The sequence below is a fragment of the Bacillus sp. EB106-07-01-XG149 genome (assembly GCF_058791555.1).
In genome coordinates this window covers 288,258-312,808 of sequence record NZ_JBYTDP010000002.1, presented here as the reverse complement: position 1 = coordinate 312,808, position 24,551 = coordinate 288,258, and the positions used below count along the sequence as shown (strand labels likewise).

Annotated in this window: 27 protein-coding genes; 18 read left to right on the top strand and 9 right to left on the bottom strand. The window is 35.3% G+C overall.

Annotated features, from left to right (window positions below):
- Window positions 1-137: 137 nt before the first annotated feature.
- Together AC3WTA_RS07585 and AC3WTA_RS07580 are read right to left on the bottom strand one after the other, a co-directional pair.
- Window positions 138-374, bottom strand: coding sequence for a hypothetical protein (locus tag AC3WTA_RS07585; RefSeq protein ID WP_000283743.1), 237 nt, complete (start codon window positions 372-374; stop codon window positions 138-140).
- Between the two features lie 97 nt (window positions 375-471).
- Entirely contained in the window at window positions 472-1,329 is an 858-nt protein-coding gene (locus AC3WTA_RS07580; RefSeq protein WP_000724518.1) for a metallophosphoesterase, read from the bottom strand.
- A 243-nt stretch (window positions 1,330-1,572) separates the two neighbouring features.
- Here AC3WTA_RS07580 and fadH point away from each other — a divergent pair, with 243 nt between their 5' ends.
- From fadH to AC3WTA_RS07565, 3 genes are all read left to right on the top strand, one after another.
- Window positions 1,573-2,337 (top strand): 2,4-dienoyl-CoA reductase, encoded by a 765-nt coding sequence (gene fadH / locus AC3WTA_RS07575; protein ID WP_000660897.1) that lies wholly within the window; start codon window positions 1,573-1,575, stop codon window positions 2,335-2,337.
- Window positions 2,338-2,592: 255 nt separating this feature from the next.
- The gene (locus AC3WTA_RS07570; protein ID WP_000564299.1) at window positions 2,593-3,810 is read left to right on the top strand and encodes an EAL domain-containing protein; all 1,218 of its coding nucleotides are present in this window, start codon (window positions 2,593-2,595) and stop codon (window positions 3,808-3,810) included.
- A gap of 182 nt (window positions 3,811-3,992) precedes the next feature.
- On the top strand, window positions 3,993-4,481 hold the full coding sequence (locus AC3WTA_RS07565; RefSeq protein ID WP_001233814.1) for a DUF3993 domain-containing protein: 489 nt from the start codon (window positions 3,993-3,995) through the stop codon (window positions 4,479-4,481).
- 117 nt (window positions 4,482-4,598) lie between these two features.
- Here AC3WTA_RS07565 and AC3WTA_RS07560 read toward each other — a convergent pair whose 3' ends face one another.
- Entirely contained in the window at window positions 4,599-4,835 is a 237-nt protein-coding gene (locus tag AC3WTA_RS07560; protein ID WP_001225788.1) for a glutaredoxin family protein, read from the bottom strand.
- 233 nt (window positions 4,836-5,068) lie between these two features.
- On the opposite strand from AC3WTA_RS07560, the gene AC3WTA_RS07555 reads away from it, so the two are divergent.
- The 10 genes from AC3WTA_RS07555 (at window position 5,069) to AC3WTA_RS07510 (ending at window position 12,058) form a co-directional block, all read left to right on the top strand.
- Window positions 5,069-5,305: a YkuJ family protein gene (locus AC3WTA_RS07555; RefSeq protein WP_000055151.1), complete on the top strand. Its 237-nt coding sequence runs from the start codon at window positions 5,069-5,071 to the stop codon at window positions 5,303-5,305.
- 215 nt (window positions 5,306-5,520) lie between these two features.
- On the top strand, window positions 5,521-5,670 hold the full coding sequence (locus AC3WTA_RS07550) for a hypothetical protein (RefSeq protein ID WP_000440533.1): 150 nt from the start codon (window positions 5,521-5,523) through the stop codon (window positions 5,668-5,670).
- Window positions 5,671-5,744: 74 nt separating this feature from the next.
- Window positions 5,745-6,263, top strand: coding sequence for a ribonuclease H-like YkuK family protein (locus AC3WTA_RS07545; RefSeq protein WP_070169102.1), 519 nt, complete (start codon window positions 5,745-5,747; stop codon window positions 6,261-6,263).
- 108 nt (window positions 6,264-6,371) lie between these two features.
- Entirely contained in the window at window positions 6,372-6,563 is a 192-nt protein-coding gene (gene abbA / locus AC3WTA_RS07540; RefSeq protein ID WP_000817796.1) for an antirepressor AbbA, read from the top strand.
- Window positions 6,564-6,731: 168 nt separating this feature from the next.
- Window positions 6,732-7,175, top strand: a complete 444-nt coding sequence (gene cbpB / locus AC3WTA_RS07535) for a cyclic-di-AMP-binding protein CbpB (protein WP_000623572.1) — start codon at window positions 6,732-6,734, stop codon at window positions 7,173-7,175.
- 142 nt (window positions 7,176-7,317) lie between these two features.
- A complete protein-coding gene (gene ccpC / locus AC3WTA_RS07530) occupies window positions 7,318-8,202 on the top strand; it encodes a transcriptional regulator CcpC (RefSeq protein WP_002096342.1) in 885 nt (294 codons plus the stop codon).
- 71 nt (window positions 8,203-8,273) lie between these two features.
- Window positions 8,274-8,996 carry a 2,3,4,5-tetrahydropyridine-2,6-dicarboxylate N-acetyltransferase gene (gene dapD, locus AC3WTA_RS07525; RefSeq protein ID WP_000783245.1) on the top strand — a complete coding sequence of 241 codons (723 nt, stop codon included), beginning with the start codon at window positions 8,274-8,276 and terminating at the stop codon, window positions 8,994-8,996.
- 61 nt (window positions 8,997-9,057) lie between these two features.
- Window positions 9,058-10,188 carry an N-acetyldiaminopimelate deacetylase gene (locus AC3WTA_RS07520; protein ID WP_070169101.1) on the top strand — a complete coding sequence of 377 codons (1,131 nt, stop codon included), beginning with the start codon at window positions 9,058-9,060 and terminating at the stop codon, window positions 10,186-10,188.
- A gap of 254 nt (window positions 10,189-10,442) precedes the next feature.
- The gene (locus tag AC3WTA_RS07515) at window positions 10,443-11,309 is read left to right on the top strand and encodes a hypothetical protein (protein WP_001167334.1); all 867 of its coding nucleotides are present in this window, start codon (window positions 10,443-10,445) and stop codon (window positions 11,307-11,309) included.
- Window positions 11,310-11,392: 83 nt separating this feature from the next.
- Window positions 11,393-12,058 carry a potassium channel family protein gene (locus AC3WTA_RS07510; RefSeq protein WP_000504032.1) on the top strand — a complete coding sequence of 222 codons (666 nt, stop codon included), beginning with the start codon at window positions 11,393-11,395 and terminating at the stop codon, window positions 12,056-12,058.
- A 38-nt stretch (window positions 12,059-12,096) separates the two neighbouring features.
- Here AC3WTA_RS07510 and rnjA read toward each other — a convergent pair whose 3' ends face one another.
- Window positions 12,097-13,764: a ribonuclease J1 gene (gene rnjA, locus AC3WTA_RS07505; RefSeq protein WP_000670370.1), complete on the bottom strand. Its 1,668-nt coding sequence runs from the start codon at window positions 13,762-13,764 to the stop codon at window positions 12,097-12,099.
- A gap of 4 nt (window positions 13,765-13,768) precedes the next feature.
- Entirely contained in the window at window positions 13,769-13,981 is a 213-nt protein-coding gene (locus AC3WTA_RS07500) for a DNA-dependent RNA polymerase subunit epsilon (RefSeq protein WP_000576445.1), read from the bottom strand.
- A 547-nt stretch (window positions 13,982-14,528) separates the two neighbouring features.
- Here AC3WTA_RS07500 and AC3WTA_RS07495 point away from each other — a divergent pair.
- Window positions 14,529-15,302, top strand: a complete 774-nt coding sequence (locus AC3WTA_RS07495; RefSeq protein ID WP_000998283.1) for a Cof-type HAD-IIB family hydrolase — start codon at window positions 14,529-14,531, stop codon at window positions 15,300-15,302.
- A gap of 59 nt (window positions 15,303-15,361) precedes the next feature.
- Here AC3WTA_RS07495 and def read toward each other — a convergent pair whose 3' ends face one another.
- The gene (gene def / locus AC3WTA_RS07490) at window positions 15,362-15,916 is read right to left on the bottom strand and encodes a peptide deformylase (protein WP_000957060.1); all 555 of its coding nucleotides are present in this window, start codon (window positions 15,914-15,916) and stop codon (window positions 15,362-15,364) included.
- A 165-nt stretch (window positions 15,917-16,081) separates the two neighbouring features.
- Window positions 16,082-16,228, bottom strand: coding sequence for a YjcZ family sporulation protein (locus tag AC3WTA_RS07485; protein WP_000274561.1), 147 nt, complete (start codon window positions 16,226-16,228; stop codon window positions 16,082-16,084).
- A 513-nt stretch (window positions 16,229-16,741) separates the two neighbouring features.
- On the opposite strand from AC3WTA_RS07485, the gene pdhA reads away from it, so the two are divergent.
- The 4 genes from pdhA (at window position 16,742) to lpdA (ending at window position 21,639) form a co-directional block, all read left to right on the top strand.
- Complete coding sequence (pdhA, locus tag AC3WTA_RS07480; protein ID WP_000536893.1) at window positions 16,742-17,857, top strand: pyruvate dehydrogenase E1 component subunit alpha; 1,116 nt, start codon at window positions 16,742-16,744, stop codon at window positions 17,855-17,857.
- A 3-nt stretch (window positions 17,858-17,860) separates the two neighbouring features.
- Entirely contained in the window at window positions 17,861-18,838 is a 978-nt protein-coding gene (pdhB, locus tag AC3WTA_RS07475) for a pyruvate dehydrogenase complex E1 component subunit beta (RefSeq protein WP_000068162.1), read from the top strand.
- Window positions 18,839-18,931: 93 nt separating this feature from the next.
- Window positions 18,932-20,221 (top strand): pyruvate dehydrogenase complex dihydrolipoyllysine-residue acetyltransferase, encoded by a 1,290-nt coding sequence (gene pdhC, locus AC3WTA_RS07470; protein ID WP_000863412.1) that lies wholly within the window; start codon window positions 18,932-18,934, stop codon window positions 20,219-20,221.
- Window positions 20,222-20,226: 5 nt separating this feature from the next.
- A complete protein-coding gene (lpdA, locus tag AC3WTA_RS07465) occupies window positions 20,227-21,639 on the top strand; it encodes a dihydrolipoyl dehydrogenase (protein WP_000260105.1) in 1,413 nt (470 codons plus the stop codon).
- A 95-nt stretch (window positions 21,640-21,734) separates the two neighbouring features.
- On the opposite strand, the gene AC3WTA_RS07460 is transcribed toward lpdA, so the two are convergent.
- Entirely contained in the window at window positions 21,735-22,952 is a 1,218-nt protein-coding gene (locus tag AC3WTA_RS07460) for a DHHW family protein (protein ID WP_000788137.1), read from the bottom strand.
- A 13-nt stretch (window positions 22,953-22,965) separates the two neighbouring features.
- A complete protein-coding gene (locus AC3WTA_RS07455) occupies window positions 22,966-24,360 on the bottom strand; it encodes an MBOAT family O-acyltransferase (RefSeq protein ID WP_000232071.1) in 1,395 nt (464 codons plus the stop codon).
- Window positions 24,361-24,551 lie beyond the last annotated feature (191 nt).

Below are 24,551 nucleotides of genomic sequence, written 5' to 3'. Positions count from 1 at the left end.
TTTTACTTTGTTCTCTACTTATTGTATGTTCTCAAAATAGAAGCATGAATAGAGAGAATAGTTTTTATTGTAAGCATGTTAATGGATTATGAATCGGTTAAGAGAGGGAATAACATTGTTAGAATTGTTGCGGTACATTAATAATAGTATGGTTGTTGACAAGGTCCACCATAACAAGGATAAGGTGCTGGCGGTGGGAAAGGTGGTGGATATGGTGGGTAATACGGTCTAGGACCGAAAGCTAATGCTCCGCCGAGCAGTCCACCAGCAATGCCAGCTAGAAATGGAACGCCAAAAAACGGAAAGAAGCGTGAGTCGCCTACTGGACCAATAGGTGCTGAACGGACTGGGATTGGTTGATAATATGGGTACATGAACAAACCTCCTTTATTGGACTCACTTTTATCATATGGTAAATGAAACGTGGATGAGCGCGTACAAGAAAGGATATGTAAGAAAATAGGCGAATTATTACGAATGTTGGAGCGTGAAAATCGTAATTTCAGGTTTTGACATAAATCGGAATGGGACACGTGTTCTTCCAAGGCCTCGATTGACATAGAGAGCTAAATCTTGAATCGTATAGAAACCTTCAACATAGTTTTTAGCAAGTGCTGGGGTAATAATAGCGCCTAAAAAAGGAATTTGTACTTGACCGCCATGGCTATGACCAGAAAGTTGTAAGTTAACTGGGTAGTTAGCAATTTGCGGTGCAATATCTGGCTCGTGAACAAGAACAATGTTATAAGTATTTTGCCTCGCGTGTTGTAGTGTCTCCTCTATTTTTGGTTTGCCTAGTAGTATATCATCAAGACCGAAAATTGAAATTTCACTATTATCCAGTAGACGAATTCTCTTTTCGCTATTTAGTAATAGTTCAAATCCAGATTCACGCATGATGTGTTCGTAGTATTCTGTTCCATATCCGCCGTGATCATGGTTACCATAAATATAAAATTTACCGAAGGGTGCTTGTATATTTTTTAAAATGGATGCAACAAAAGGAGTATCAGTATATGTTTGATAATTATCAATGAGATCACCAGTGAAAAGAACAATGTCGGGCTTTACAGCATTAATTTTAGAAACGATTTGAGATAAATGTTGGAGAGAGAAATAGTATCCGAGATGTAAATCGCTAAATTGAAGAATCTTCATACCATGAAAACTTTTGGGTATGAGTTGTGATTTAAGTGTATGCTCTGTAAAAGAGAGTAAGTGAGGCTCAATATATTTAGCGTAATAGTATCCGATGCTAGTGGTTATAAATGAATATAGACAAGTGCGCATACCAACTTTTAAAAAATCTCTTCTAGTAATTTTCTTCATAAAAATATGAGTATACCTATTTGACTTATATCACATGTGTTCGTTACATTTACAGGTTACTCAAATCTCCTTTCAGTTTATTTAAAATATATTTTAAATAATATAAAAGTAGTATAGATTACGAAAAAACGCATAAAAAGAAATCTCTTTAAGCTAAAATATCAGAAAAGTTTAAAAATATAAAGATTTCTATTAAATAAAATGATAAAATGAATGTGTATTCATTTTTGGGAGGGGATGTATGTGAAAGAAAAGGTAGTTATTATAACAGGTGGATCAAGCGGAATGGGAAAAGGAATGGCGATTCGTTTTGCAAAAGAAGGGGCACGAGTTGTTATTACAGGACGTACAAAGGAAAAACTAGAGGAAACAAAGTTGGAAATTGAACAATTTCCAGGGCAAATATTACCCGTACAAATGGATGTAAGAAATACTGATGATATTCAGAAAATGATTGAACAGATTGATGAGAAGTTTGGACGAATTGATATTTTAATAAATAATGCAGCTGGAAACTTTATTTGTCCAGCAGAAGATTTATCCGTGAATGGCTGGAATTCGGTCATAAATATTGTCTTAAATGGTACATTTTACTGTAGTCAGGCTGTCGGAAAATATTGGATTGAAAAAGGTATAAAAGGGAATATCATTAACATGGTAGCAACATATGCATGGGATGCAGGTCCGGGAGTTATTCATTCGGCTGCAGCGAAGGCTGGAGTGTTAGCGATGACGAAGACGCTTGCTGTTGAGTGGGGACGTAAATATGGAATACGAGTTAACGCTATCGCGCCAGGACCAATTGAACGTACGGGCGGTGCTGATAAGTTATGGATTTCAGAAGAAATGGCTAAGCGTACGATACAAAGTGTTCCGCTTGGAAGGCTGGGTACGCCAGAAGAAATCGCAGGTCTAGCTTATTATTTATGTTCAGATGAAGCTGCGTACATAAATGGAACTTGCATGACAATGGATGGAGGACAACATTTACATCAATATCCATTTTAAAAGGGACGAGAAAATGAATGTTTGATTCATATTCTTACGGTTAAATGTGACGGAATTGTGACGTGTGAAAGAAAAGTGTTTACAAGAGGTCATATATACGTTATATTTAAGACCTCTTTTTTCTTCATAGTAGAATTGCTAATTCCCCTTAGCATTTTACCCCTCTAATCCCTTCAGGAAAACTGAAGGGATTTTTTATTATTTTTCCGTAAATATCATGTTATAATTTTTGAAAAGTAAAGGGAGGGAAGCACGTTGATAGATGCATTAGATGTAATGAGTAACTTGGATAAAGTCCTTCCTTATTATCAAGCTATTTTTAGTGCTGATGAGCATACTGTAATTGGATATGAAGTAGTAGGACGTATTCAAACAGAAGAGGGCATACAAAGTTTAGCGTCTTTCTTTCATGATGATTCTATTCCGAGTGAGTTTCAACTGGAAGCGGATAACATTATAGTAGAAAAAGCTTTAAATCGTTATTTAGAAAGTGATCAAAAACTATTATTATTTATACATCGGAATGCTAACGTATTAATGAACGATGATGATGAAAGTTTACTTCAACTTTTATTGATGTATGAAGAGCAAGGTTTAAATTTGAAACACATTGTTTTAGAAATTACAGAACATGAATGTAAAGAAGACATAGAGCAATTTAATCATTTGCTTATGTATTATCGTACATATGGTATTCAAATTTCGATTAATAAAGTCGGAACGGGTACAAGTAATTTAGAACGTATTAGCGTGTTAGCACCGGATATTTTAAAAGTAGATTTAACAAACTTAAGGCAAACTGCACTTTTACAATCTTATCAAGATATTTTATATTCTTTATCATTACTTGCTAGAAGAATTGGTGCAACATTGTTATATGAAGAAATAGATGCTTTTTATCAACTACAATATGCTTGGAAAAACGGTGGTCGATATTATCAAGGGAATTATTTGAAAGAGTGCTTACCTGATTTTATTGAAACGAACGTTTTGAAAGAACGACTTGGTAATGAGTGTCATCAATTTATTCAACATGAGAAGAAGAAATTACAAAAAATTTATAATTTAACAGAACTGTTACGTGATCGAATTGGTGATGTTCTAGCCAAACAGAAAAAGAATGAAGATATAAATGATTGGTTATTACAATTTAGCCAAAGTGTATCACAGTGTAGTTTCCGCATATTTATTTGTAACGAAGATGGTTTTCAACAATCAGGAAACGTTATGAAAAAAGATGGGGAATGGATTGTAATGCCTGAGTATTATATGAAGAACTGGAGTTGGCGTCCGTATTTTCTAGAAAATATTATGAAAATGCGTTTTGAGAATAAGGCAAGACTTTCAGATTTATATGCTGATATTGAAACTGGTGAGATGGTACGAACATTTTCCTTCCCAATTGATGATGAAAACTTTTTATTTATAGATTTATCGTATGAATATTTATATGAAGAAGATGTTTTATTTTAATGCACGAAGAGATTCGTGCATTTTTTGTTTGTTTTTATCATAAATTGGTAATAGTGAAAATGGTGATGAAAATGCTGTCTATCGTTGTAAAGATTTTACGAACGAAACCACCCCTGTCTTTGCATAATCATTGTTACAATGAATACTACAAAGACAAGTTTTCTTAAAAGGAAGGTGAAAAAATGAGGAAATATGGAATATGGTTAGTTCTATTTGTATGCGTTGCCTTTCTAGTTGGTTATAGTGTCACAACTGTTTTAGGAAAAGAGGAAGTGAAAGTCGATCGGGAAGAAGTGTTTACAACGATACAAAAGGGCTATGAAACCCAATTTTCAATTCGTGGGAAGCATTTGCCGATGAATAAGATGATAGAAACGTTATCACCATATTTTACAGAGAATTTCCTTCAAGTATTTACAGATGAAAATAGTAGAAGTGATAAACAAAGTAGTGAATATTTACTTCCAGCAAAAGAAGCGCCGTTTTCTTTTCATTCAGAAACGAAAATGTCATATGATGAAGAGCATAAAATTTTATATGTATATGAGCGGACGAAAAGTGGACAATATCAAATTGTAACATTGCAAAGAGATCAAGGGAAATGGAAATTGGCCGGATATCATGAAAGCCAAGAACTTTTAACTGAAATAAAACGATTACAACAATTATAAAGTGAAACTTTAATTGGTGGGGGATGTTCATCTCTCATTGATTAATAGCTCGCACCAATCGGGCTATTACTGCCCACAAATAGTGGGATAAAAATAAGAATAGGTCTTTACCTATTCTTATTCAATATTGAGTAGCTGTTGTAATTTTTCAATTTGAAAACCAGCAACAACTTCTCCATCAATTACAACTGTTGGAGTTGAATACGAATCATAGTCGTATAAAAGACGATTGCGTGCAGCAGCGTCTTTTTTTACGTCAAATTCTTCATATACAACGTTATTATGCTTTAAAAATTCTTTCACAATGACACATGGCGGACAATCAGGTTGTGTGTAAACCTCAATTTTTCTCATTGTAATTCCTCCTTTTTTCTGTTTTTTATTATATTCTTCCAGTATAAAAATCGCAATAAAGAAGGGAAAAGATGTTCTTTCTATTTTTTCCTTCGCATTTCGACAAATTTTTAGTTGAGTTTCTGGCCAATAACCTTTATCCTAGACTGTGGAACATTTTTTCTGTTATGACGGATAGAATGAGTATAGCTGTAAAACCTATTGGTAGGAAGATCAGAGAAAGGAGAGATTTCATGTCTCTACTCCAAGGAATTTTAACTCGACTTGTTAGTCTACAAGAACAAGCTGAAAGCGGTGAAGTAGCACAACGCTATTTTGAAGTGAACGGTGAGCGCAAATGTAGCGTGAAATTTTTCGATAAAAGTGAAATGTATGAGTTAGAAGTGTATCAACAAGGTGAAAAACCTCAAGTGTATCAATTCGATAATATCGACATGGTTGCAATTGAGATTTACGATATCATTTCTTGATACATATAAAAAAGGTGTTGCCATATGGCAACACCTTTTTTAGTTCTATTACTTTTTAGCATATAGGTATAGGGAGTTTTCATTTTTCCTACAATGGTAATAAAGTGAAATTGTAATCAGTGGGGCTTCTTCGTCCTATACTGAATATTAGTCATCACCAATTGGTTGTTTACAGATAGCAAAAGCAAGATAAAAATAACGAGGAGGTGTGCTGTATGGAACGTTTACCAGTTGTGATTTGTCCTAAATGTCACAATTCTGCTGAGATTATTCATGTATTAACGGCTCAATCGAATCAAAATGTAATTTATACGTGCCAAGTTTGCCATTATGTAATTCGAAATATTGAAACGAATAAAGGATAGGAAGTTATAATTTTTATTTTTGTCCCATACAATGAGAATACGAAAAGTCTGTCTAATTGAAAGGACGTGACTATGTGGTCGGTGAACATACATTTTATAATGTTTCAGAGAGACATTTAAATTTTGATATGGTCTTTAGCCGTATTTGTAGTTTCATTGAAAAGGATCCACGAAATTTATATCGCTTATCCATTGGGACAGACTCACAAGCACATCAAAAGGATACGAGGTTTATTACGGCAATTCATATTCATCGCGTTGGAAAAGGTGCCTGGGGGTGTTTACACCATAAATCAGTGAAAGATAAGCCAGCAACTTTACGTGAGAAAATATATTTAGAAACGCAGTTTAGCCAAGAAATCGCATGCCTATTTACTCCAAATCATATACAAACAATATGGGATTTATTGCATCCATATGCTCAAGATGGGGCTGGATTTATAATGGAAATTCACTTGGATATTGGAAATGATGGTTTAACAAAAGAATTTATTCTAGATATGACAGCGAAAATTCAAGCGATGGGATTAACTGCAAAAATTAAGCCAGATGCTTATGCGGCGTTTAGTTATGCAAATCGATATACGAAATAAAAAACAATTTTTATATATCTTTCACTAAAAACTGAATATTACATCTATTAAATAGGTTGGAAATTATATATAATAAGAGTAACGATGCGAGTATAAGGAGAGGGGTATATGAAAAGGGAATTTGTTTTAACAAAAGAAGAAGAGAGTTTATTACTAGATATTCTATTTCAGCAAAATTATGCGAGTGAAGTTTTAGCTGTGGAAATTACAGATATTGAGAATGGTTTAAAACAGACAGATGTGACACAATATAAAAAAATCACAAGGTTATTTTACAGATTAAAAAATAAGGGGTATTAAGCGCTACCGGAATGGTAGTCTTTTTTTTGTGTTGTATGCTAAAATAGCTGTGTAATTTTGTTTTTATTGAAATAAAGTAAGGACAAAATAATAATATGAAAACGCTGTCATAAAATATGAATAGATTCGGTGATTAAAAGTAGGAAAAAGGAAAATGGGGGATGTAATATGATTAGTATTCCGAAAGACGAGTTTCAACAAATTTTTGTGAAAGATTTAATGATTTCATCAGAAAAAGTAGCACATGTCCAAATGGGGAATGGTTTAGAGCATGCTTTACTCGTTCTTGTGAAATCTGGATATTCGGCGATACCTGTTTTGGACCCGATGTATAAATTGCATGGGTTAATTAGTACTGCTATGATTTTAGATGGTATGTTAGGGTTAGAACGTATTGAGTTTGAAAGACTTGACGAAATGAAAGTAGAACAGGTGATGAAGGAAGACATTCCGGTTCTTAAGTTAGAAGATTCGTTTGCAAAAGCTTTAGAAATGACAATTGATCATCCTTTTATTTGCGCTGTCAATGAAGATGGGTATTTTGAGGGGATTTTAACACGTCGGGCTATTTTAAAATTGTTGAATAAAAAAGTAAGGCAACATAATCGATAATGTGAGAAAAGTGACTTCATAGAAGCGGAGAAGTCACTTTTTTTTCGTGCATATCAGTTGTGTATGTATTATATTTAAAAAGATAAAAAATATAAGAGTATATAGTTAAATTAAGGATGAAAAGCTTATTGAGATAAGGTGTATGGAAGCTAAGGAAAGAGGGAGAAAGTTGCAAATTGATGATTTTCAAATGATGGTTGTGTTAGCTCAGGAATCAAATATGAGAAAAGCGGCGGAACGTTTATTTGTTTCACAACCTGCGCTTAGTCAACGATTACAATCTATGGAGAAACAATGGGGAATGAAGTTTTTTATTCGCTCACAAAAAGGATTGACAATTACACCTGAAGGGGAAAAAGTCGCAAATTATGCAAAAGAAATGCTGCAAAAGGAAGAGGATATTAAAAGTGAGCTAGCTGTTTTTAGAACAGAAACTCACGGAACGTTAAAAATAGCTGTTGCATCAGTTATTGGTCAATATTGGCTTCCTCCTGTTTTGAAGAAGTTTGTACATAAATACCCTTCTGTGAAAATATCGCTGTTTACTGGCTGGAGTAGTGAAGTACAAAAGCAATTTTATGAAGGGGACGTTCATGTTGCTATATTGAGAGGAACACAAGAATATAAAGGTCAGAAGCAACAATTATTTGAAGATGAACTTTATTTAGTGGATAAAGAAATAAAAGATATTACGATGTTAAAAGAAACAAATAGACCATTTATTCAATTTAAAAGTGATTCGACTTATTATGGACAAATACAAAATTGGTGGTATGGTTTATTTTCTAATCCACCTAAGAGAACAATTGTGGTTGATCAAATTGAGACTTGCAAACAACTCGTTTTAAATGGTATAGGTTATGCTCTTTTACCTTCTACTGTTTTAAAAGAAGTACGGGAAAATATGTATAAAACACCTGTTCAATTAACGAGAGAAACATGGTTATTGACGAGTGAATCGGCCAGACAATTGAAGCAAGTAAGGGCATTTTTAGAAATTATAGAAGAAATTCAAATGGAAAAATAGGATTATTATCTTGCTACTCGCTCTATCGTTTGGTAGAGTAACATTATAAATGGATTTAGGAGGCAACAAGAATGAAAATGATGGACGCTAACGAAATTATTTCGTTTATTCAAAAAAGTGAAAAGAAAACTCCTGTAAAGGTATACATAAAAGGGGATTTAAAAGAAGTAACATTCCCTGAAACGGTACAAGCATTTGTAAATAAAAAGTCTGGTGTATTATTTGGAGAATGGTCTGAAATTAAGACAATTCTTGATGAAAATAGCAAGCACATTGTTGATTACGTTGTTGAAAATGACCGTCGTAATTCTGCAATTCCAATGCTTGATTTAAAAGGTATTAAAGCTCGTATTGAGCCAGGCGCGATTATTCGTGATCACGTTGAAATCGGCGACAACGCTGTTATTATGATGAATGCAACAATTAATATCGGTGCTGTAATTGGTGAAGGTACTATGATTGACATGAACGCGGTACTTGGTGGACGTGCAACTGTTGGTAAGAACTGTCACGTAGGTGCAGGTGCAGTACTTGCAGGTGTTATTGAGCCGCCTTCAGCAAAACCAGTTATCGTTGAAGATGATGTTGTAATTGGTGCAAACGTAGTTGTGTTAGAGGGAGTTACAGTAGGTAAGGGTGCAGTTGTAGCAGCAGGAGCTGTTGTAACAGAAGATGTACCTCCATATACAGTTGTTGCCGGTACTCCAGCACGTGTAATTAAAGAGATTGATGAGAAGACAAAAGCAAAAACTGAAATTAAACAAGAGCTTCGTCAATTAAACCCAGAAAAATAAACACAAAAAAAGCGTAAGAGCATAACAGGCTCTTGCGCTTTTTATAGATAGAGGTGCAAAAATGGCAGTAAGCAAATTCGTTCAAATTCGTAGAGACTTACACAAAATACCGGAAATTGGATTTAAAGAGTGGAAAACACAACAGTATATTTTAGATTACATAGGAACGCTTTCGAATGAATATGTGGAAGTGAAAGTATGGAAAACGGGTGTCATTGTTAAAGTGAATGGAAAAAATCCAAAAAAAATTATTGGGTATCGCGCAGATATAGACGGTTTACCAATTACCGAAGAAACTGGATATGAGTTTGCTTCTATTCATGAAGGAATGATGCATGCATGTGGACACGATTTGCATACAACAATCGGTTTAGGCCTTCTAACAGCAGCTGTAACAGAAAGAATAGATGATGACCTTGTGTTTCTATTCCAACCAGCTGAAGAAGGGCCAGGAGGGGCTCTTCCTATGTTAGAGAGTGAAGAGTTAAATGAATGGAAGCCGAATATAATTCTTGGTCTTCATATTGCACCTGAATACGCTGTAGGAACAATTGCCACAAAAGAGGGGCTATTATTTGCAAATACATCAGAGTTATATGTTGATTTGAAAGGGAAAGGTGGACATGCAGCCTACCCGCATACTGCAAATGATATGATTGTAGCAGCAAGTCACCTTGTTACACAACTTCAATCCGTTATTAGTCGTAATGTGAATCCTCTTGATAGTGCAGTGATTACAATCGGAAAAATAACAGGTGGTACAGTTCAAAATATCATAGCAGAAAAGTCTCGGTTAGAAGGAACGATCCGAACGTTATCAGTGGAATCAATGAGGCGTGTTAAAAGTAGGATTGAGGCAATTGTTGCAGGTATAGAAGCTTCCTTCCAATGTGAAGCTGTTATTGACTATGGAGCGATGTATCATCAAGTATATAACCATGAAGTATTAACGAGAGAGTTTATGCAGTTTGTAAGTGAACAAACCGATATGAAGGTAATTACATGTACTGAGGCAATGACAGGGGAAGATTTTGGTTATATGCTTCAAGAGATTCCTGGATTTATGTTTTGGCTTGGGGTAAATTCAGAATATGGTTTACACCATGCGAAATTAAAACCAGATGAAGAGGTTATTGAGAAAGCTATCGCATTTTTAGATCAATATGTAAAGTGGAAAGGAACTAGAAAGTAAACTCGCTCGCCAACTTTGCAAAAACTTACAGTGGGTACTTGTTAGTTCTAAGACGAAAACATCTTTTATATTTGTTTTGGATACACATTGGCATACAAATGGATAAAGTAATGAGCAGCGGTTTTGAGCCGCTGCTCATTATTCATTATCGCTTATTGAGAAGATGATTAGTTAACTAGCTTATATATGTTTACATTTCGTGTAGAAAGTGTGTAAAATCAAGGTGAAACATAGAAAAAAGGGTGGGGAATTACGTGCAAATTAGCAGTGCAATGTTGTGTTTCGTCTTATATGCGTATGTTATTATTGCGGCGGTGTATTTTGGGATAAGTTTTTATGCCTACCGTTTAGTAGATAATCACGAATATGAAGAAACATATAAATGGGTGAAAAGATATTTATCACCTGTATTAGAAATTATGAATGGGTTTGTTCTCTTTTTATTTATTGGATTAATTGCTTTCTCGACGAGTTTGGTAGGGAATAAAACGACATTATTTGTACTAGGTATCATTATTTTTATGTTGTTAGGGATACGGATTGGTAACACAGTGTTTTGGAATGAAAGAAAAGTAGATGGTTGGACTGGAATGTTAATCCCGTGTATGTTAGCGGCTATCGTGACAAACATAGAGCATGAGTATTATCAATTACATTTTTGGCTTATTATCGTTTTAACAATTCTTTCAGTTTTGTACATAAGTACGGTAGTACTCACATACATTGCACATGAAAAAGGTGATGTTAAAGGAACGCGCTTCTTTAGAGGGCGAGCATTATTTTGGAGTGTGCCAACGATGGCTGTTATAGGAATTATTGCGATATTAGTAAATGGATATCAATTTACTAATTGGCAACTGTTTTTAGAAAATTGGTGGATTTTCATTATTTCGTTTATCGCTTTTTTAGGTGCAACACATTATTTATTCCATCAACATCATTATATATTGGCATTGCTATTCGCATTTACACAACTATTATTTGCTTTCTTCGGACAAGAAACGTTATTATTCGTTTTTGAAACATTTAGTTCATTTGGAAATATATTTGTATTTGGTATGTTAATTTTCAGTATCGCATTTTATTTACAACAGTATTTTTATATGCAAAAACAAAAATAAGAATGATATACAGGTTTTTGTAGCAAATCTAAAGTATGTTACAATAAAAATACATAGTATTCGATGTTATTGGAGGAATTCCTGTGGGTGAAAAAGAGAAAGAATTTGCTGTCATTGGGCTTGGACGTTTTGGTGGAAGCATTTGCCGAGAACTCGCTCAATTAGGTATGGAAGTAATGGCAATTGATTCAGATGAGGATAAAATTAATGAGTTTGCAAATATAGCTTCACATGCTGTAATTGCAGATTCAACAGATGAGATGGTATTAAAAAGTCTTGGTATTCGTAATTTTGATCATGTAGTCGTTGCTATTGGAGACAATTTAAATTCAAGTATTTTAACAACATTAATTTTAAAAGAGTTAGGTGTAAAAAATATTACTGTAAAAGCTCAAAATGATTACCATGAAAAAGTGTTAAGTAAAATAGGGGCAGATCACATTGTGCACCCCGAGCGTGATATGGGAAAAAGGATTGCTAATAATATTGCATCAAGTAATGTATTAGACTATCTTGAGCTTTCAGATGAGCATAGTATTGTAGAGATTATTGCAAATAAAAAAATTGATGGTCATTCTTTAATCGAATTAGATATTCGTGCTAAGTTTGGATTGAATATTGTAGCGATTAAACGTGGTAAAGAAGTTATTGTATCTCCTCGAGCTACGGAAAATATTCAAGCGGGAGATATATTAATTGTAATTGGTCATGACGATGAAGTAGATCGTTTTAAACACTTTTTAAGATAAGAGAAAAGGACAATACCATGAAGGTATTGTCCTTTTTCTTATATTTCCATAATGATTGGTAAAATCATTGGGCGACGTTTCGTTTTCTCATATAGGAATGGTGCTAATGTGTCTGTAATTTCATTTTTAATTTCAGACCATTGTGTTGTTTTACGCTCCATTACTTTTTCTAAATGAGTTGTAATTAATGTTTGAGCATCATTAATTAAATCACTACTTTCGCGCATATACACGAAACCACGTGAGATAATATCAGGTCCTGCTGCAACTTTAAACTCTTTCATATCAATGCTTACAACTACAATAACAAGTCCTTCTTCAGAAAGAATACGACGATCGCGTAATACAATATTACCGATATCTCCAATACCATTTCCGTCAATATAGACAGATCCAGATGGTATTTTACCAGCTACGCTTGCTTCATCAGAACGAAGAGCAAGAACATCTCCATTATCCATGATGAAACAGTTTTCTTCTGGAATACCACAATCGTTTGCTAACTTCATATGCATACGTTGCATGCGGTATTCACCATGAATTGGCATGAAATACTTCGGTTTAATTAGACGAAGCATTAGTTTTTGTTCTTCTTGTCCACCGTGTCCACTCGTATGAATGTTTGACAGTTTTCCGTGGATTACATCAGCACCAGCACGATACAACATGTTAATTGTACGGCTTACACTAATTGTATTACCAGGGATTGGTGAAGAAGAGAAAACAACTGTGTCGCCAGGAATGATTTGAATTTGACGATGAGTACCATTAGCAATACGTGAAAGTGCTGCCATTGGCTCACCTTGACTACCTGTACATAAAATAACAACTTTATTAGCAGGTAGGCGGTTTAGTTGAGCTGTATCTATGAATGTATCCTTCGGACAGCGAATATAACCAAGGTTTTGTCCGATTTCAATCGCCGCTTCCATACTGCGACCGAACACAGCCACTTTACGATTGTTTTCAACAGCCGCTTCAACAACTTGTTGTAGACGATGGATATTTGATGCAAAGGTTGCAAAGATAATACGACCTTCTACTTTGCGGAAAATATCTTGAATACTATCACCAACACGGCGCTCAGACATTGTAAAGTTTGGAACTTCACTGTTTGTACTGTCAGATAAGAGACAAAGTACGCCGTCTTTTCCGATTTCAGCCATTTTTGTTAAGTCCGCTGGTTCACCGACTGGTGTGAAATCAAATTTGAAATCGCCAGTATGAACAACTTGTCCTTGAGGTGTTTTCACAACAACTCCGTATGAATCTGGGATACTGTGAGTTGTACGGAAGAAGGAAACAGATGTCTTTTTAAATTTAATAACATCATCTTCTTGAATTTCATAAAGTTTTGCTTTACGAAGTAATCCGTGCTCTTCTAATTTGTTTTTGATTAGTGCAATTGCTAATTTTCCGCCATAAATCGGGATGTTTACTTGACGTAATAAGTAAGGAATTCCACCGATATGATCTTCGTGACCATGTGTAATGAATAATCCTTTAATTTTATCTTCGTTTCGCACAAAATAAGTGTAATCTGGTATTACATAATCGATTCCGAGGAGTTCGTCTTCTGGAAATTTAATTCCAGCATCAATAATAATAATTTCATCTTGAAATTGAACAGCATATGTATTTTTACCGATTTCACCAAGTCCACCTAAAGCAAAAACGGCAGCTTGATCATTCTTTAGAAATTTCATATGACTATACGATTTCCGCTAATGTTAAATCAGCGTTTTCTTTTTCATATTCAAGATGAGCACCAGTAACAGACTGAACGAACTCGATATTATATGCGAACTTATTTAATTTCTTACGAACATCCTTTTCAGACGTAGCCTCTAAATATAAAACTTTTGTATTTTCACGTACTGGAACCTCAGTCAATTTTACTTGATAAAATACTTTAAAAATCATTTGGAAAACCTCTCCTTGTCTATGTTTTGCATTATCTGTTACTTATTATAAAGCAAACAGTCACGATTTTCATGTTTTTTCGAATGAGAATGAAGAAAAAGCCCGAAATGGGCACAATTTAAGCGATTGTCTTTTTACGGACTAGATCTTTTAAATAACGCTTGAGCTTTTTCTTCAGCTTCTTCAGCATGATTACTCCTTCCTTTCCTTATTTAAAACATGCATATTACTAGTGAAAACTCCGTCTCTGATATAAGAAAGAAGACAAAAGTGAATGTTGAATCTTGTCCATTCTCATACAGGGAAAGTTATTCTATAGTAACGATTAGTAGCCGTTAGTTATAGGTATAGTATGAGAAAGAATAGAAAAGAAAATTCATACGAACAAGTATCCACATTTTTTACTAATATATATATGCAGGTTTCATAAATAAGGTCAGAAAGTGAACGCTTTCTTCACAGATGTTTAATATGTTATACTTTTTTTTAGAATTTGAAAAGCGATAATCAAAATAGGAATATAGAGTAACAGAAAGGATTTTGACAAATGAATGATAAAATTGTCTTTTTTGATATTGACGGAACATTATTAGATCATGATAAGAAGATTCCACAATCTACACGAGATGCAGTAAGACATTTACAAGAGAAAGGTGTGCATGTAGCAATTGCGACAGGACGTGCGCCATTTATGTTTGAAGATATTCGTGAGGAACTCAATATACATAATTATGTTAGCTTTAATGGACAGTACGTTGTATTTGAGGATGAGGTAATATTTAATAACCCGTTACATCCAGCTACCTTACATAAGTTTACTCAGTTTGCAAAACAAGAAGGATATCCACTTGTATATCTTGATCATCAAGAAATGAGAGCATCAGTGGAATATCATGATTATGTGAAAGAAGGGTTTGGAAGCTTAAATTTTGAGCATCCGGCATATGAACCTGATTTTTATGAGAAACGTAATATTTATCAAACACTTCTTTTCTGTGAAGTGAATGAAGAAGAAAAGTTTATTAATCATTACCCAGACTTTCATTTTATTCGCTGGCATGCATATTCAATGGATATTATTCCGAATGGTGGTTCGAAGGCAAAAGGAATTGAGAAATTCATTGAAAAATTAGGGTTTAACCGTGAACAAGTGTATGCATTTGGAGATGGCTTAAATGATTTAGAAATGATCGAAGCAGTTGGGACAGGTATTGTGATGGGGAATGGTCATGAAGACTTGAAAAAACTTGCAAATCACGTGACAAAGGATGTTAGTGAAGACGGCATATATCATGGATTAAAATGGGCTGGATTGCTATAAGTGAATATGGAACCCATTTCATATAAAAAAGGCGGAAGATTAACTTCCGCCTTTTTTTATTATCGCTCTAAAGGTTTTGAATCGTCAGGAGCAGCAAATGGATTTTCTTTATTAATGTGGTCATAGAACATAACACCATTTAAATGGTCAATCTCATGTTGAAATACGATTGCTGGTAAACCTTTTAAACGTAATTTTACTTCTTCGCCGTTGATAGATGTTGCTTTCACTGTAATTCTTGTGTAACGAGGGACATAACCAGGTACTTCGCGGTCTACTGATAGACAGCCTTCCCCGCTTTGTAAATATGTACGTTCAACAGAATGACTAATGATTTTTGGGTTGAATAATGCATGACTATATAACGTACCGTCCGTATCAGTTACATGAACCGCAATCATTTTCTTCGAAATACCGATTTGTGGAGCCGCTAATCCGATTCCAGGGCGCAAACTATATTTTTCAGCCATTTCAGGATCTTGGCTATTTATTACAAATTCAATCATTTCTTTAAGGGCAGTTGTATCTTCTTCGCTCGCTGGCATGGATACCTCTTCTGCAACGTTTCGCAAAATAGAATCTCCTTCGCGAATTACATCTTTCATTGTAAGCATATGTAATCTCTCCTTTCTTCTTTAGTCTACCAAAGGAGGTGGAAAAAGTCATCGACAAGTAGGGAAGCACTTTGGAAAGTGTTTTACTATAGAATATTTATGTATGTAATAAAAAGAAAAGACGGCAAAGCCGTCTGTTTCTTTCCATAGTTGTTTCATTTTACATTAGCGAATGCAAGCAGCACCAACGATAATTAAAAGAATAAACAACACAACGATTAAGGCGAAGCCGCGTCCAGACCCGCCACAAGAACCGCCATAACCGTAGGAAGGATTTGAACAAGTTGGATAGCAATATGAGTATCCGTACATGAGATGACCTCCTTTATCATTTCCCGCTAACACTGCGGTTACTATAATGTATGGAGGGAAGAGTAGAAATGTATGGGTAATTACCTATAAAAGGAAGAAGAGTTTGTATATTTTTGCTAAGAAGAGAGAAAAACTAAAGAGAATTAAATCGTTTACATATTATTCTAAGAGAAAAAATAAGTTGAAAAGGGAATAATATAACAGTAGGTTAATGCTTACTAATACAGATGTGAAAAATAAAAACACGTTTGTGTAGAAGAAACCTGCAGATTATTTATAAAAAAACGTAACCAAAGTAATTGACATCGTAATTAGAATAGTTGTAAACTAAAAAACGTGATCAAGATTGTATTAATATGTTTCTGAAAAAACATTAGTACAGATTGTTAGGTACACAAAATTATTCTCAACCGACAGATAAATTTGTTGGTTTACATTGTTGCGTTTTCAGTCTAGCTAATAGATAGTGAAAGCGTTTCAGAATATGGTTCAAGAGAGGAAGAGGTGAACGGAATGGGTACTAAAACAAAAAAGACCCTATTTAATGTTGATGAGCAAATGAAAGCTATCGCAGCTCAATTTGAGACATTACAAATTTTAAATGAAAAAGGCGAAGTTGTGAATGAAGCAGCTATGCCTGAATTATCTGATGATCAATTAAAAGAATTAATGCGCCGTATGGTGTATACTCGCGTACTAGATCAACGTTCTATTTCTTTAAACCGTCAAGGACGTTTAGGTTTCTACGCACCAACAGCTGGACAAGAGGCTTCTCAATTAGCAAGTCATTTCGCACTTGAAGCAGAAGATTTCATCTTACCAGGATATCGTGATGTGCCACAATTAGTATGGCACGGTTTACCATTATACCAAGCATTCTTATTCTCTCGTGGACATTTCATGGGTAACCAAATGCCTGAGAATGTAAATGCACTTGCTCCACAAATCATTATCGGTGCGCAAATCATCCAAACTGCTGGTGTTGCGTTAGGTATGAAACTACGTGGTAAAAAATCTGTTGCAATTACTTACACTGGTGACGGTGGTGCTTCACAAGGTGACTTCTACGAAGGTATGAACTTTGCGGGTGCATTCAAAGCTCCAGCAATCTTCGTTGTACAAAACAACCGTTATGCAATCTCTACTCCAGTAGAAAAGCAATCTGCAGCTAAAACTGTGGCACAAAAAGCAGTAGCAGCAGGTATTTACGGAATTCAAGTAGACGGTATGGATCCATTAGCTGTATACGCAGCAACTGCTTTCGCTCGTGAGCGTGCAGTAAACGGCGAAGGCCCTACTTTAATCGAGACTTTAACATTCCGTTACGGTCCACATACAATGGCTGGTGATGACCCAACTCGTTACCGTACAAAAGATATCGAGAACGAATGGGAACAAAAAGATCCAATCGTACGCTTCCGTGCATTCTTAGAAAACAAAGGCCTATGGTCTCAAGAAGTTGAAGAGAAAGTAATCGAAGAAGCAAAAGAAGATATCAAACAAGCAATTGCTAAGGCTGACCAAGCTCCAAAACAAAAAGTTACTGATTTAATGGAAATCATGTACGAAAAAATGCCTTACAACTTAGCTGAACAATATGAAATTTACAAAGAAAAGGAGTCGAAGTAAGCCATGGCTCAAATGACAATGATTCAAGCAATCACTGATGCTTTACGCGTTGAAATGAAAAATGACCCTAACGTACTTGTGTTTGGTGAAGACGTTGGTGTAAACGGCGGTGTATTCCGTGCTACTGAAGGTTTACAAGCTGAATTCGGTGAAGATCGTGTAATGGATACTCCACTTGCAGAGTCTGGTATTGGTGGACTTGCAGTTGGACTTGCATTAGAAGGCTTCCGTCCAGTTCCAGAAATCCAATTCTTCGGTTTCATTTATGAAGTAATGGATTCAGTTTCTGGTCAATTAGCTCGTATGCGTTACCGTTCTGGTGGACGTTGGACTGCTCCAGTAACAATTCGTTCTCCATTCGGTGGCGGTGTTCATACTCCTGAACTACATGCTGATAGCTTAGAAGGATTAGTGGCTCAACAACCTGGTCTAAAAGTTGTTATTCCATCTACTCCATACGATGCAAAAGGTCTTTTAATCTCTGCGATTCGTGACAACGATCCAGTTATCTACTTAGAGCATATGAAATTGTACCGTTCATTCCGTCAAGATGTACCAGAAGGCGATTACACAATTGATTTAGGTAAAGCTGATATCAAACGTGAAGGTACAGATGTATCTGTTATCGCTTACGGTGCTATGGTTCATGCTGCATTAAAAGCTGCTGAAGAACTTGAAAAAGAAGGTATCTCTTTAGAGGTAGTTGACTTACGTACAGTTCAACCATTAGATATCGAAACAATCATCGCTTCTGTTGAAAAAACAGGCCGCGTAGTTGTAGTTCAAGAAGCACAAAAACAAGCTGGTATTGCAGCTAACGTTGTAGCGGAAATTAACGACCGTGCAATCTTAAACTTAGAAGCTCCAGTTGTACGTGTTGCAGCTGCTGATACAGTATTCCCATTCTCTCAAGCTGAGAGCGTATGGTTACCAAACCATAAAGATATTGTTGAAGCTGTTAACAAAGTAATGAACTTCTAATTTTTAGCTTTTCATGTGCAAAAGAAATCAGCACATGCTGGTTTCTTTTGTACATATTCCATAATAATGAAATGAATCAGGGGGCTGAATTCCGTGGCATTTGAATTTAAACTACCAGATATCGGTGAAGGTATCCACGAAGGTGAAATCGTAAAATGGTTTATTAAACCAGGCGATGAAGTAAACGAAGACGATGTACTTCTTGAAGTACAAAATGATAAAGCAGTAGTAGAAATCCCTTCTCCTGTTAAAGGTAAAGTACTTGAAGTACTTGTAGAAGAAGGAACAGTTGCAATTGTAGGAGATACATTAATTAAATTTGATGCTCCTGGATACGAAAACCTTAAATTTAAAGGTGACGATCATGATGCAGCTCCAAAAGCTGAAGAAGCAGCAGTAGAAGCTCCAGCAGCGGAAGCTACTCCAGCAGCAACTGCAGAAGTAGTAAATGAGCGCGTAATCGCTATGCCATCTGTTCGTAAATATGCTCGTGAAAACGGCGTAGACATTCATAAAGTAGCTGGTTCTGGTAAGAACGGCCGTATCGTAAAAGCTGACATCGATGCATTTGCAAATGGTGGACAAGCAGTAGCAGCAACTGAGGCTCCAGCAGCAGTAGAAGCTACTCCAGCAGCAGCGAAAGAAGAAGCACCAAAAGCACAACCAATCCCAGCTGGTGAATATCCAGAAACTCGTGAGAAAATGAGTGGTATCCGTAAAGCGATTGCTAAAGCAATGGTTAACTCTAAGCATACAGCTCCTCACGTAACATTAATGGATGAAGTAGATGTAACAGAACTTGTTGCTCACCGTAAGAAGTTCAAAGCTGTTGCAGCTGACAAAGGTATTAAATTAACTTACCTTCCATACGTTGTTAAAGCTTTAACATCTGCATTACGTGAATACCCAATGTTAAACACTTCTTTAGATGATGCTTCTCAAGAAGTAGTTCATAAACATTACTTCAACATCGGTATCGCAGCTGATACAGACAAAGGTCTATTAGTACCAGTTGTTAAAGATACAGATCGCAAGTCTATCTTCACTATTTCTAACGAGATCAATGATCTTGCTGGTAAAGCACGTGATGGTCGTTTAGCTCCGGCTGAAATGAAAGGTGCTTCTTGCACAATTACAAACATTGGTTCTGCAGGTGGACAATGGTTCACTCCAGTTATCAATCACCCAGAAGTAGCAATTCTTGGTATCGGCCGTATCGCTGAGAAGCCAGTTGTGAAAAACGGTGAAATCGTTGCAGCTCCAGTATTAGCATTATCTCTAAGCTTTGACCATCGTTTAATTGACGGCGCAACTGCTCAAAAAGCATTAAACCAAATTAAACGTCTATTGAATGACCCACAATTATTAGTAATGGAGGCGTAATAACAATGGTAGTAGGAGATTTCCCAATTGAATTAGATACAGTCGTTGTTGGTGCAGGTCCTGGTGGATACGTTGCGGCAATTCGTGCAGCACAATTAGGTCAAAAGGTAGCAATTATCGAAAAAGCTAACCTTGGTGGCGTATGCTTAAACGTTGGATGTATTCCTTCAAAAGCGTTAATCAATGCAGGTCATCGTTATGAGAATGCAATGCATTCTGATGACATGGGTATCACTGCAGAGAACGTGAAAGTTGACTTTACAAAAGTTCAAGAATGGAAAAACGGCGTAGTTAAGAAATTAACTGGCGGTGTTGAAGGCCTTCTTAAAGGTAACAAAGTTGAAATCATTCGCGGTGAAGCTTACTTCGTAGATGCTAACACATTACGCGTAATGACTGAAGATGCAGCACAAACGTATACGTTTAAAAATGCTGTTCTTGCAACTGGTTCTACACCAATCGAAATTCCAGGATTCAAATACTCTAAACGTGTTATCAACTCTACAGGTGCTTTAAGCTTACCTGAAATTCCTAAAAAACTTGTTGTAATCGGCGGCGGTTACATCGGTATGGAATTAGGAACTGCATATGCTAACTTCGGTACAGAAGTTACTGTAGTAGAAGCTGGCGACGAAATCTTAGCTGGTTTCGAAAAAGCTATGAGCTCTGTTGTTAAACGTGCTCTTCAAAAGAAAGGTAACGTAAATATCCATACAAAAGCTATGGCTAAAGGCGTTGAAGAAACAGAAACTGGCGTAAAAGTTAGCTTTGAAGTTAAAGGTGAAATCCAAACTGTAGAAGCAGATTACGTATTAGTAACTGTAGGTCGTCGTCCAAACACTCAAGAAATCGGTCTTGAGCAAGTTGGAGTTAAAATGACTGACCGCGGCATCATCGAAATCGATGAGCAATGTCGTACAAACGTACCAAACATCTATGCAATCGGTGATATCGTTCCTGGACCACCATTAGCTCACAAAGCTTCTTACGAAGGTAAAGTAGCTGTTGAAGTAATTAGTGGCCATGCATCAGCAATCGATTACATCGGAATTCCTGCAGTATGCTTCACTGATCCAGAATTAGCATCTGTTGGTTACACTAAGAAACAAGCTGAAGAAGCAGGAATGACAGTAGCTGTATCTAAGTTCCCATTCGCTGCTAACGGTCGTGCATTATCATTAAACAGCACTGACGGTTTCCTACAACTTGTAACACGTAAAGAAGATGGTCTTCTTGTAGGTGCTCAAGTTGCAGGTGCAGGCGCTTCTGATATTATCTCTGAGATTGGTTTAGCTATCGAAGCTGGAATGACAGCAGAAGATATCGCTCAAACAATCCACGCTCACCCAACATTAGGTGAGATCACAATGGAAGCAGCTGAAGTTGCTCTTGGAATGCCAATTCACATTGTAAAATAATTATAAAAAAACGTCTTCTAAATTTAGAAGACGTTTTTTTCATGCGTTATATGCATAGAAAAAAAGAGGTGAATTTTTTTGATTCACCTCTTTTTTTATTCTTTATTTTCAAATTGATACATTTCTTTATTTGTACTAGTGTCATTATAAAGGAATAACACGATATCAGCATTTAGTTTTTCGAGTTCTTGTTTTACATTTTTGCTTGCCGCAAATCGTGGATCAATAAATGTTGTTTGTTCGAACTCTTGTGCAAATAAAGGATAAGTTGCATCTGCATAAGAATCTTTAATAATGACAGCATGTAGTTTGGTTTTTGCATCTGGATTTAAAATATTTATCTGTGCATAGTCTGTTTGGTAAACGGAACTATAGTCTGGTGAAAGCTTATTTTTGTCCACTGCAAAGAATTCCTTCATCGGCATTTTCATCGATTCTTCTGATTTTGGACCGAGATATACAGTATAATTATCCCACATATTTGGGTTTTGCTTTAATTGTACATATGGGATTGTTTCAGGTGTTTCTATTAAATTATACAGTTGTTTATTCCAACTACCGATAAATTGTCCATTCGGTTTTTCTGTAGTTATTTTATAATCATCTCGATTAACAGCATTACCTTTAAATATTTTAGATTCATTAGCAATGTGCTTCATTGTTTGTTCGTATGCATAAAATGCACCTTTCATATTCCAATGGTGATCGGTTTTAAAGTATAGATCTTCTAATTGTTCATGAGTAAATTCCTTTTGAAGAGCAGGAAGAACATCAATAACAGGGAAATTTATTTTCTGTAACTCTTGTACAAAATAATCACGATGCTTTTGATCGTACCCACGATCTACATATGGCGGGTATTTATACGAAAATGCCGTTAGTTTACTTGGAGCTAACAAGAAATAAAATTCTGTTTTTTGAAATTGAGTTTGTAAGTTTTCTAATTCGTTAACAGACTGTTTAATTTGATTACGCATATCTATTTTGGTAGGTGCAGATAAAATAAAACCGTCATCTGCAACATAATTGTTATTTACGAAAGTTCGATTGAACTTCATTTGTAACTTTGTGTATGTTTCAATAAATCTGTCTCGTGCTGCAATGTGATCTGTAAAGTGTAATTCAGTATCTTTGAAATATTTTCCGGATTTTATAGTATCAATAGTTAGGACTGGATTCAAAGCTAATTCTCTATTTTCAAAATCAGAAAAACTTTTTTTGTCCCAATATATTATTTTTCCGGTCCATATACACATTCCAAAAATAATAGCGAGAAATCCTGTAATTAATATACGATTAGTGAAATTTTTCATAGTTAGCCCTCCTTTAGAAGCGGAAGTAAATAAATGGATTGTAAGTTGCATTCGTTAAATACATCATAGTTATGATTAAGACACTCAAGTAATAAAGTGGAGATAAAATGATTACCTTTTTATTTGCTAATTGATTCTTGATCCACGAGAAAATTGGAGCTGATGTAATAATAGCAAGTATAAAGATTCCCCAATAATTCATCACATAGAAATAACTCGTAATGTCAGTCAACGATCCATTTAATCCGAACATTGCTTGTAAAAATTTAGAACAGTAGCTAAAATTATCAGCGCGGAAGAACACCCAACCAATAATCACTAAGAACATAACGTATACGTGTTGAATCGGCCACCATAATTTTTGTAATAATTTTTCGAAACCAGCCTTTTCTAAAGCAATTAAACATCCGTAATAAATACCCCAAATCATAAATGTCCAACTAGCTCCATGCCAAAATCCGGTTAACGCCCATACAATGAAGAGATTACGATAGATTTTCCAAGTAGATACGCGATTCCCACCTAATGGAATATAAACATAATCACGGAACCAAGAACCAAGTGAAATGTGCCAACGACGCCAAAATTCAGAGATGGATTTTGAAATATATGGATAATTGAAGTTTTCTAAGAAATCAAATCCGAACATTTTTCCTAATCCAATTGCCATATCACTGTAACCTGAAAAATCGAAATAAATTTGTAATGTGTAAGCGATCGCGCCAATCCAAGCGGTAGATACGCTCATTGTTGCTGGATCCATCGCAAATATTTCATCGGCAATAGCTCCTAATTGATTCGCAATTAAAACCTTCTTTCCTAATCCAATGATAAAACGACGAATTCCTTCTGAAAACTTATCAGCAGTAACTGTTCTAACATGTAATTGATAAGCGATTGTATTATATCGCACAATTGGCCCTGCTACTAATTGTGGGAAAATAGTAAAGTATAGTGCGAGATCAAATAGATTTCGCTGAGCTTCTACTTTTTTCTTATAAATGTCAATAATATAACTCATTGCATGGAAAGTGAAAAATGAAATCCCAATTGGTAAGGGGATTTTTTCTAGTACAATGTTTGTATGAAAAATGCCATTTATATTATCTACTAAGAAATTAGCGTATTTAAAATATCCGAGTATAGCAGTATTGACAACGATTGCTATAGTCAGAATAACTTTTCTATTTGCACTAGACAGTCGGTCTTTATTAAGCCATATTCCGAACCAATAGTTGATGAAAATAGAAAAAAGCATTAGGAAGACATATATTGGTTCTCCCCAAGCATAAAATAATAAACTAAATAATAGAAGAACTATGTTTTGTAATTCTTTCCGTACTGAGTAGTACACGAAAAGAATTGCAGGTAAAAAAAGGCATAAGAAAAACAAATTGCTAAATACCATGTATCATTAATTCCTTTCTATCTTTTCTCTTTAAGGAGTATACCATGCGATAAATGAATAATCTATCTTATAGGAGATATGAGAGAATTTATTGTTAAAAACGAGGAATATTCGCATTTGAATAGTTGGAGAATTTGAAAAAGAAAAATACAACGATGAATTAGGTGGGATTTAGAAAAGTCTACCTTCAA

Excerpts from the sequence above, each read along its gene's own strand:
- AC3WTA_RS07585 (WP_000283743.1), bottom strand. The coding sequence starts at position 374 with ATGTACCCATATTATCAACCAATCCCAGTCCGTTCAGCACCTATTGGT.
- AC3WTA_RS07580 (WP_000724518.1), bottom strand. The coding sequence starts at position 1,329 with ATGAAGAAAATTACTAGAAGAGATTTTTTAAAAGTTGGTATGCGCACT.
- AC3WTA_RS07565 (WP_001233814.1), top strand. The coding sequence starts at position 3,993 with ATGAGGAAATATGGAATATGGTTAGTTCTATTTGTATGCGTTGCCTTT.
- AC3WTA_RS07560 (WP_001225788.1), bottom strand. The coding sequence starts at position 4,835 with ATGAGAAAAATTGAGGTTTACACACAACCTGATTGTCCGCCATGTGTC.
- AC3WTA_RS07555 (WP_000055151.1), top strand. The coding sequence starts at position 5,069 with ATGTCTCTACTCCAAGGAATTTTAACTCGACTTGTTAGTCTACAAGAA.
- AC3WTA_RS07550 (WP_000440533.1), top strand. The coding sequence starts at position 5,521 with ATGGAACGTTTACCAGTTGTGATTTGTCCTAAATGTCACAATTCTGCT.
- abbA (WP_000817796.1), top strand. The coding sequence starts at position 6,372 with ATGAAAAGGGAATTTGTTTTAACAAAAGAAGAAGAGAGTTTATTACTA.
- cbpB (WP_000623572.1), top strand. The coding sequence starts at position 6,732 with ATGATTAGTATTCCGAAAGACGAGTTTCAACAAATTTTTGTGAAAGAT.
- ccpC (WP_002096342.1), top strand. The coding sequence starts at position 7,318 with ATGGAAGCTAAGGAAAGAGGGAGAAAGTTGCAAATTGATGATTTTCAA.
- dapD (WP_000783245.1), top strand. The coding sequence starts at position 8,274 with ATGAAAATGATGGACGCTAACGAAATTATTTCGTTTATTCAAAAAAGT.
- AC3WTA_RS07520 (WP_070169101.1), top strand. The coding sequence starts at position 9,058 with ATGGCAGTAAGCAAATTCGTTCAAATTCGTAGAGACTTACACAAAATA.
- rnjA (WP_000670370.1), bottom strand. The coding sequence starts at position 13,764 with ATGAAATTTCTAAAGAATGATCAAGCTGCCGTTTTTGCTTTAGGTGGA.
- AC3WTA_RS07500 (WP_000576445.1), bottom strand. The coding sequence starts at position 13,981 with ATGATTTTTAAAGTATTTTATCAAGTAAAATTGACTGAGGTTCCAGTA.
- AC3WTA_RS07495 (WP_000998283.1), top strand. The coding sequence starts at position 14,529 with ATGAATGATAAAATTGTCTTTTTTGATATTGACGGAACATTATTAGAT.
- def (WP_000957060.1), bottom strand. The coding sequence starts at position 15,916 with ATGCTTACAATGAAAGATGTAATTCGCGAAGGAGATTCTATTTTGCGA.
- AC3WTA_RS07485 (WP_000274561.1), bottom strand. The coding sequence starts at position 16,228 with ATGTACGGATACTCATATTGCTATCCAACTTGTTCAAATCCTTCCTAC.
- pdhA (WP_000536893.1), top strand. The coding sequence starts at position 16,742 with ATGGGTACTAAAACAAAAAAGACCCTATTTAATGTTGATGAGCAAATG.
- pdhB (WP_000068162.1), top strand. The coding sequence starts at position 17,861 with ATGGCTCAAATGACAATGATTCAAGCAATCACTGATGCTTTACGCGTT.
- lpdA (WP_000260105.1), top strand. The coding sequence starts at position 20,227 with ATGGTAGTAGGAGATTTCCCAATTGAATTAGATACAGTCGTTGTTGGT.
- AC3WTA_RS07460 (WP_000788137.1), bottom strand. The coding sequence starts at position 22,952 with ATGAAAAATTTCACTAATCGTATATTAATTACAGGATTTCTCGCTATT.
- AC3WTA_RS07455 (WP_000232071.1), bottom strand. The coding sequence starts at position 24,360 with ATGGTATTTAGCAATTTGTTTTTCTTATGCCTTTTTTTACCTGCAATT.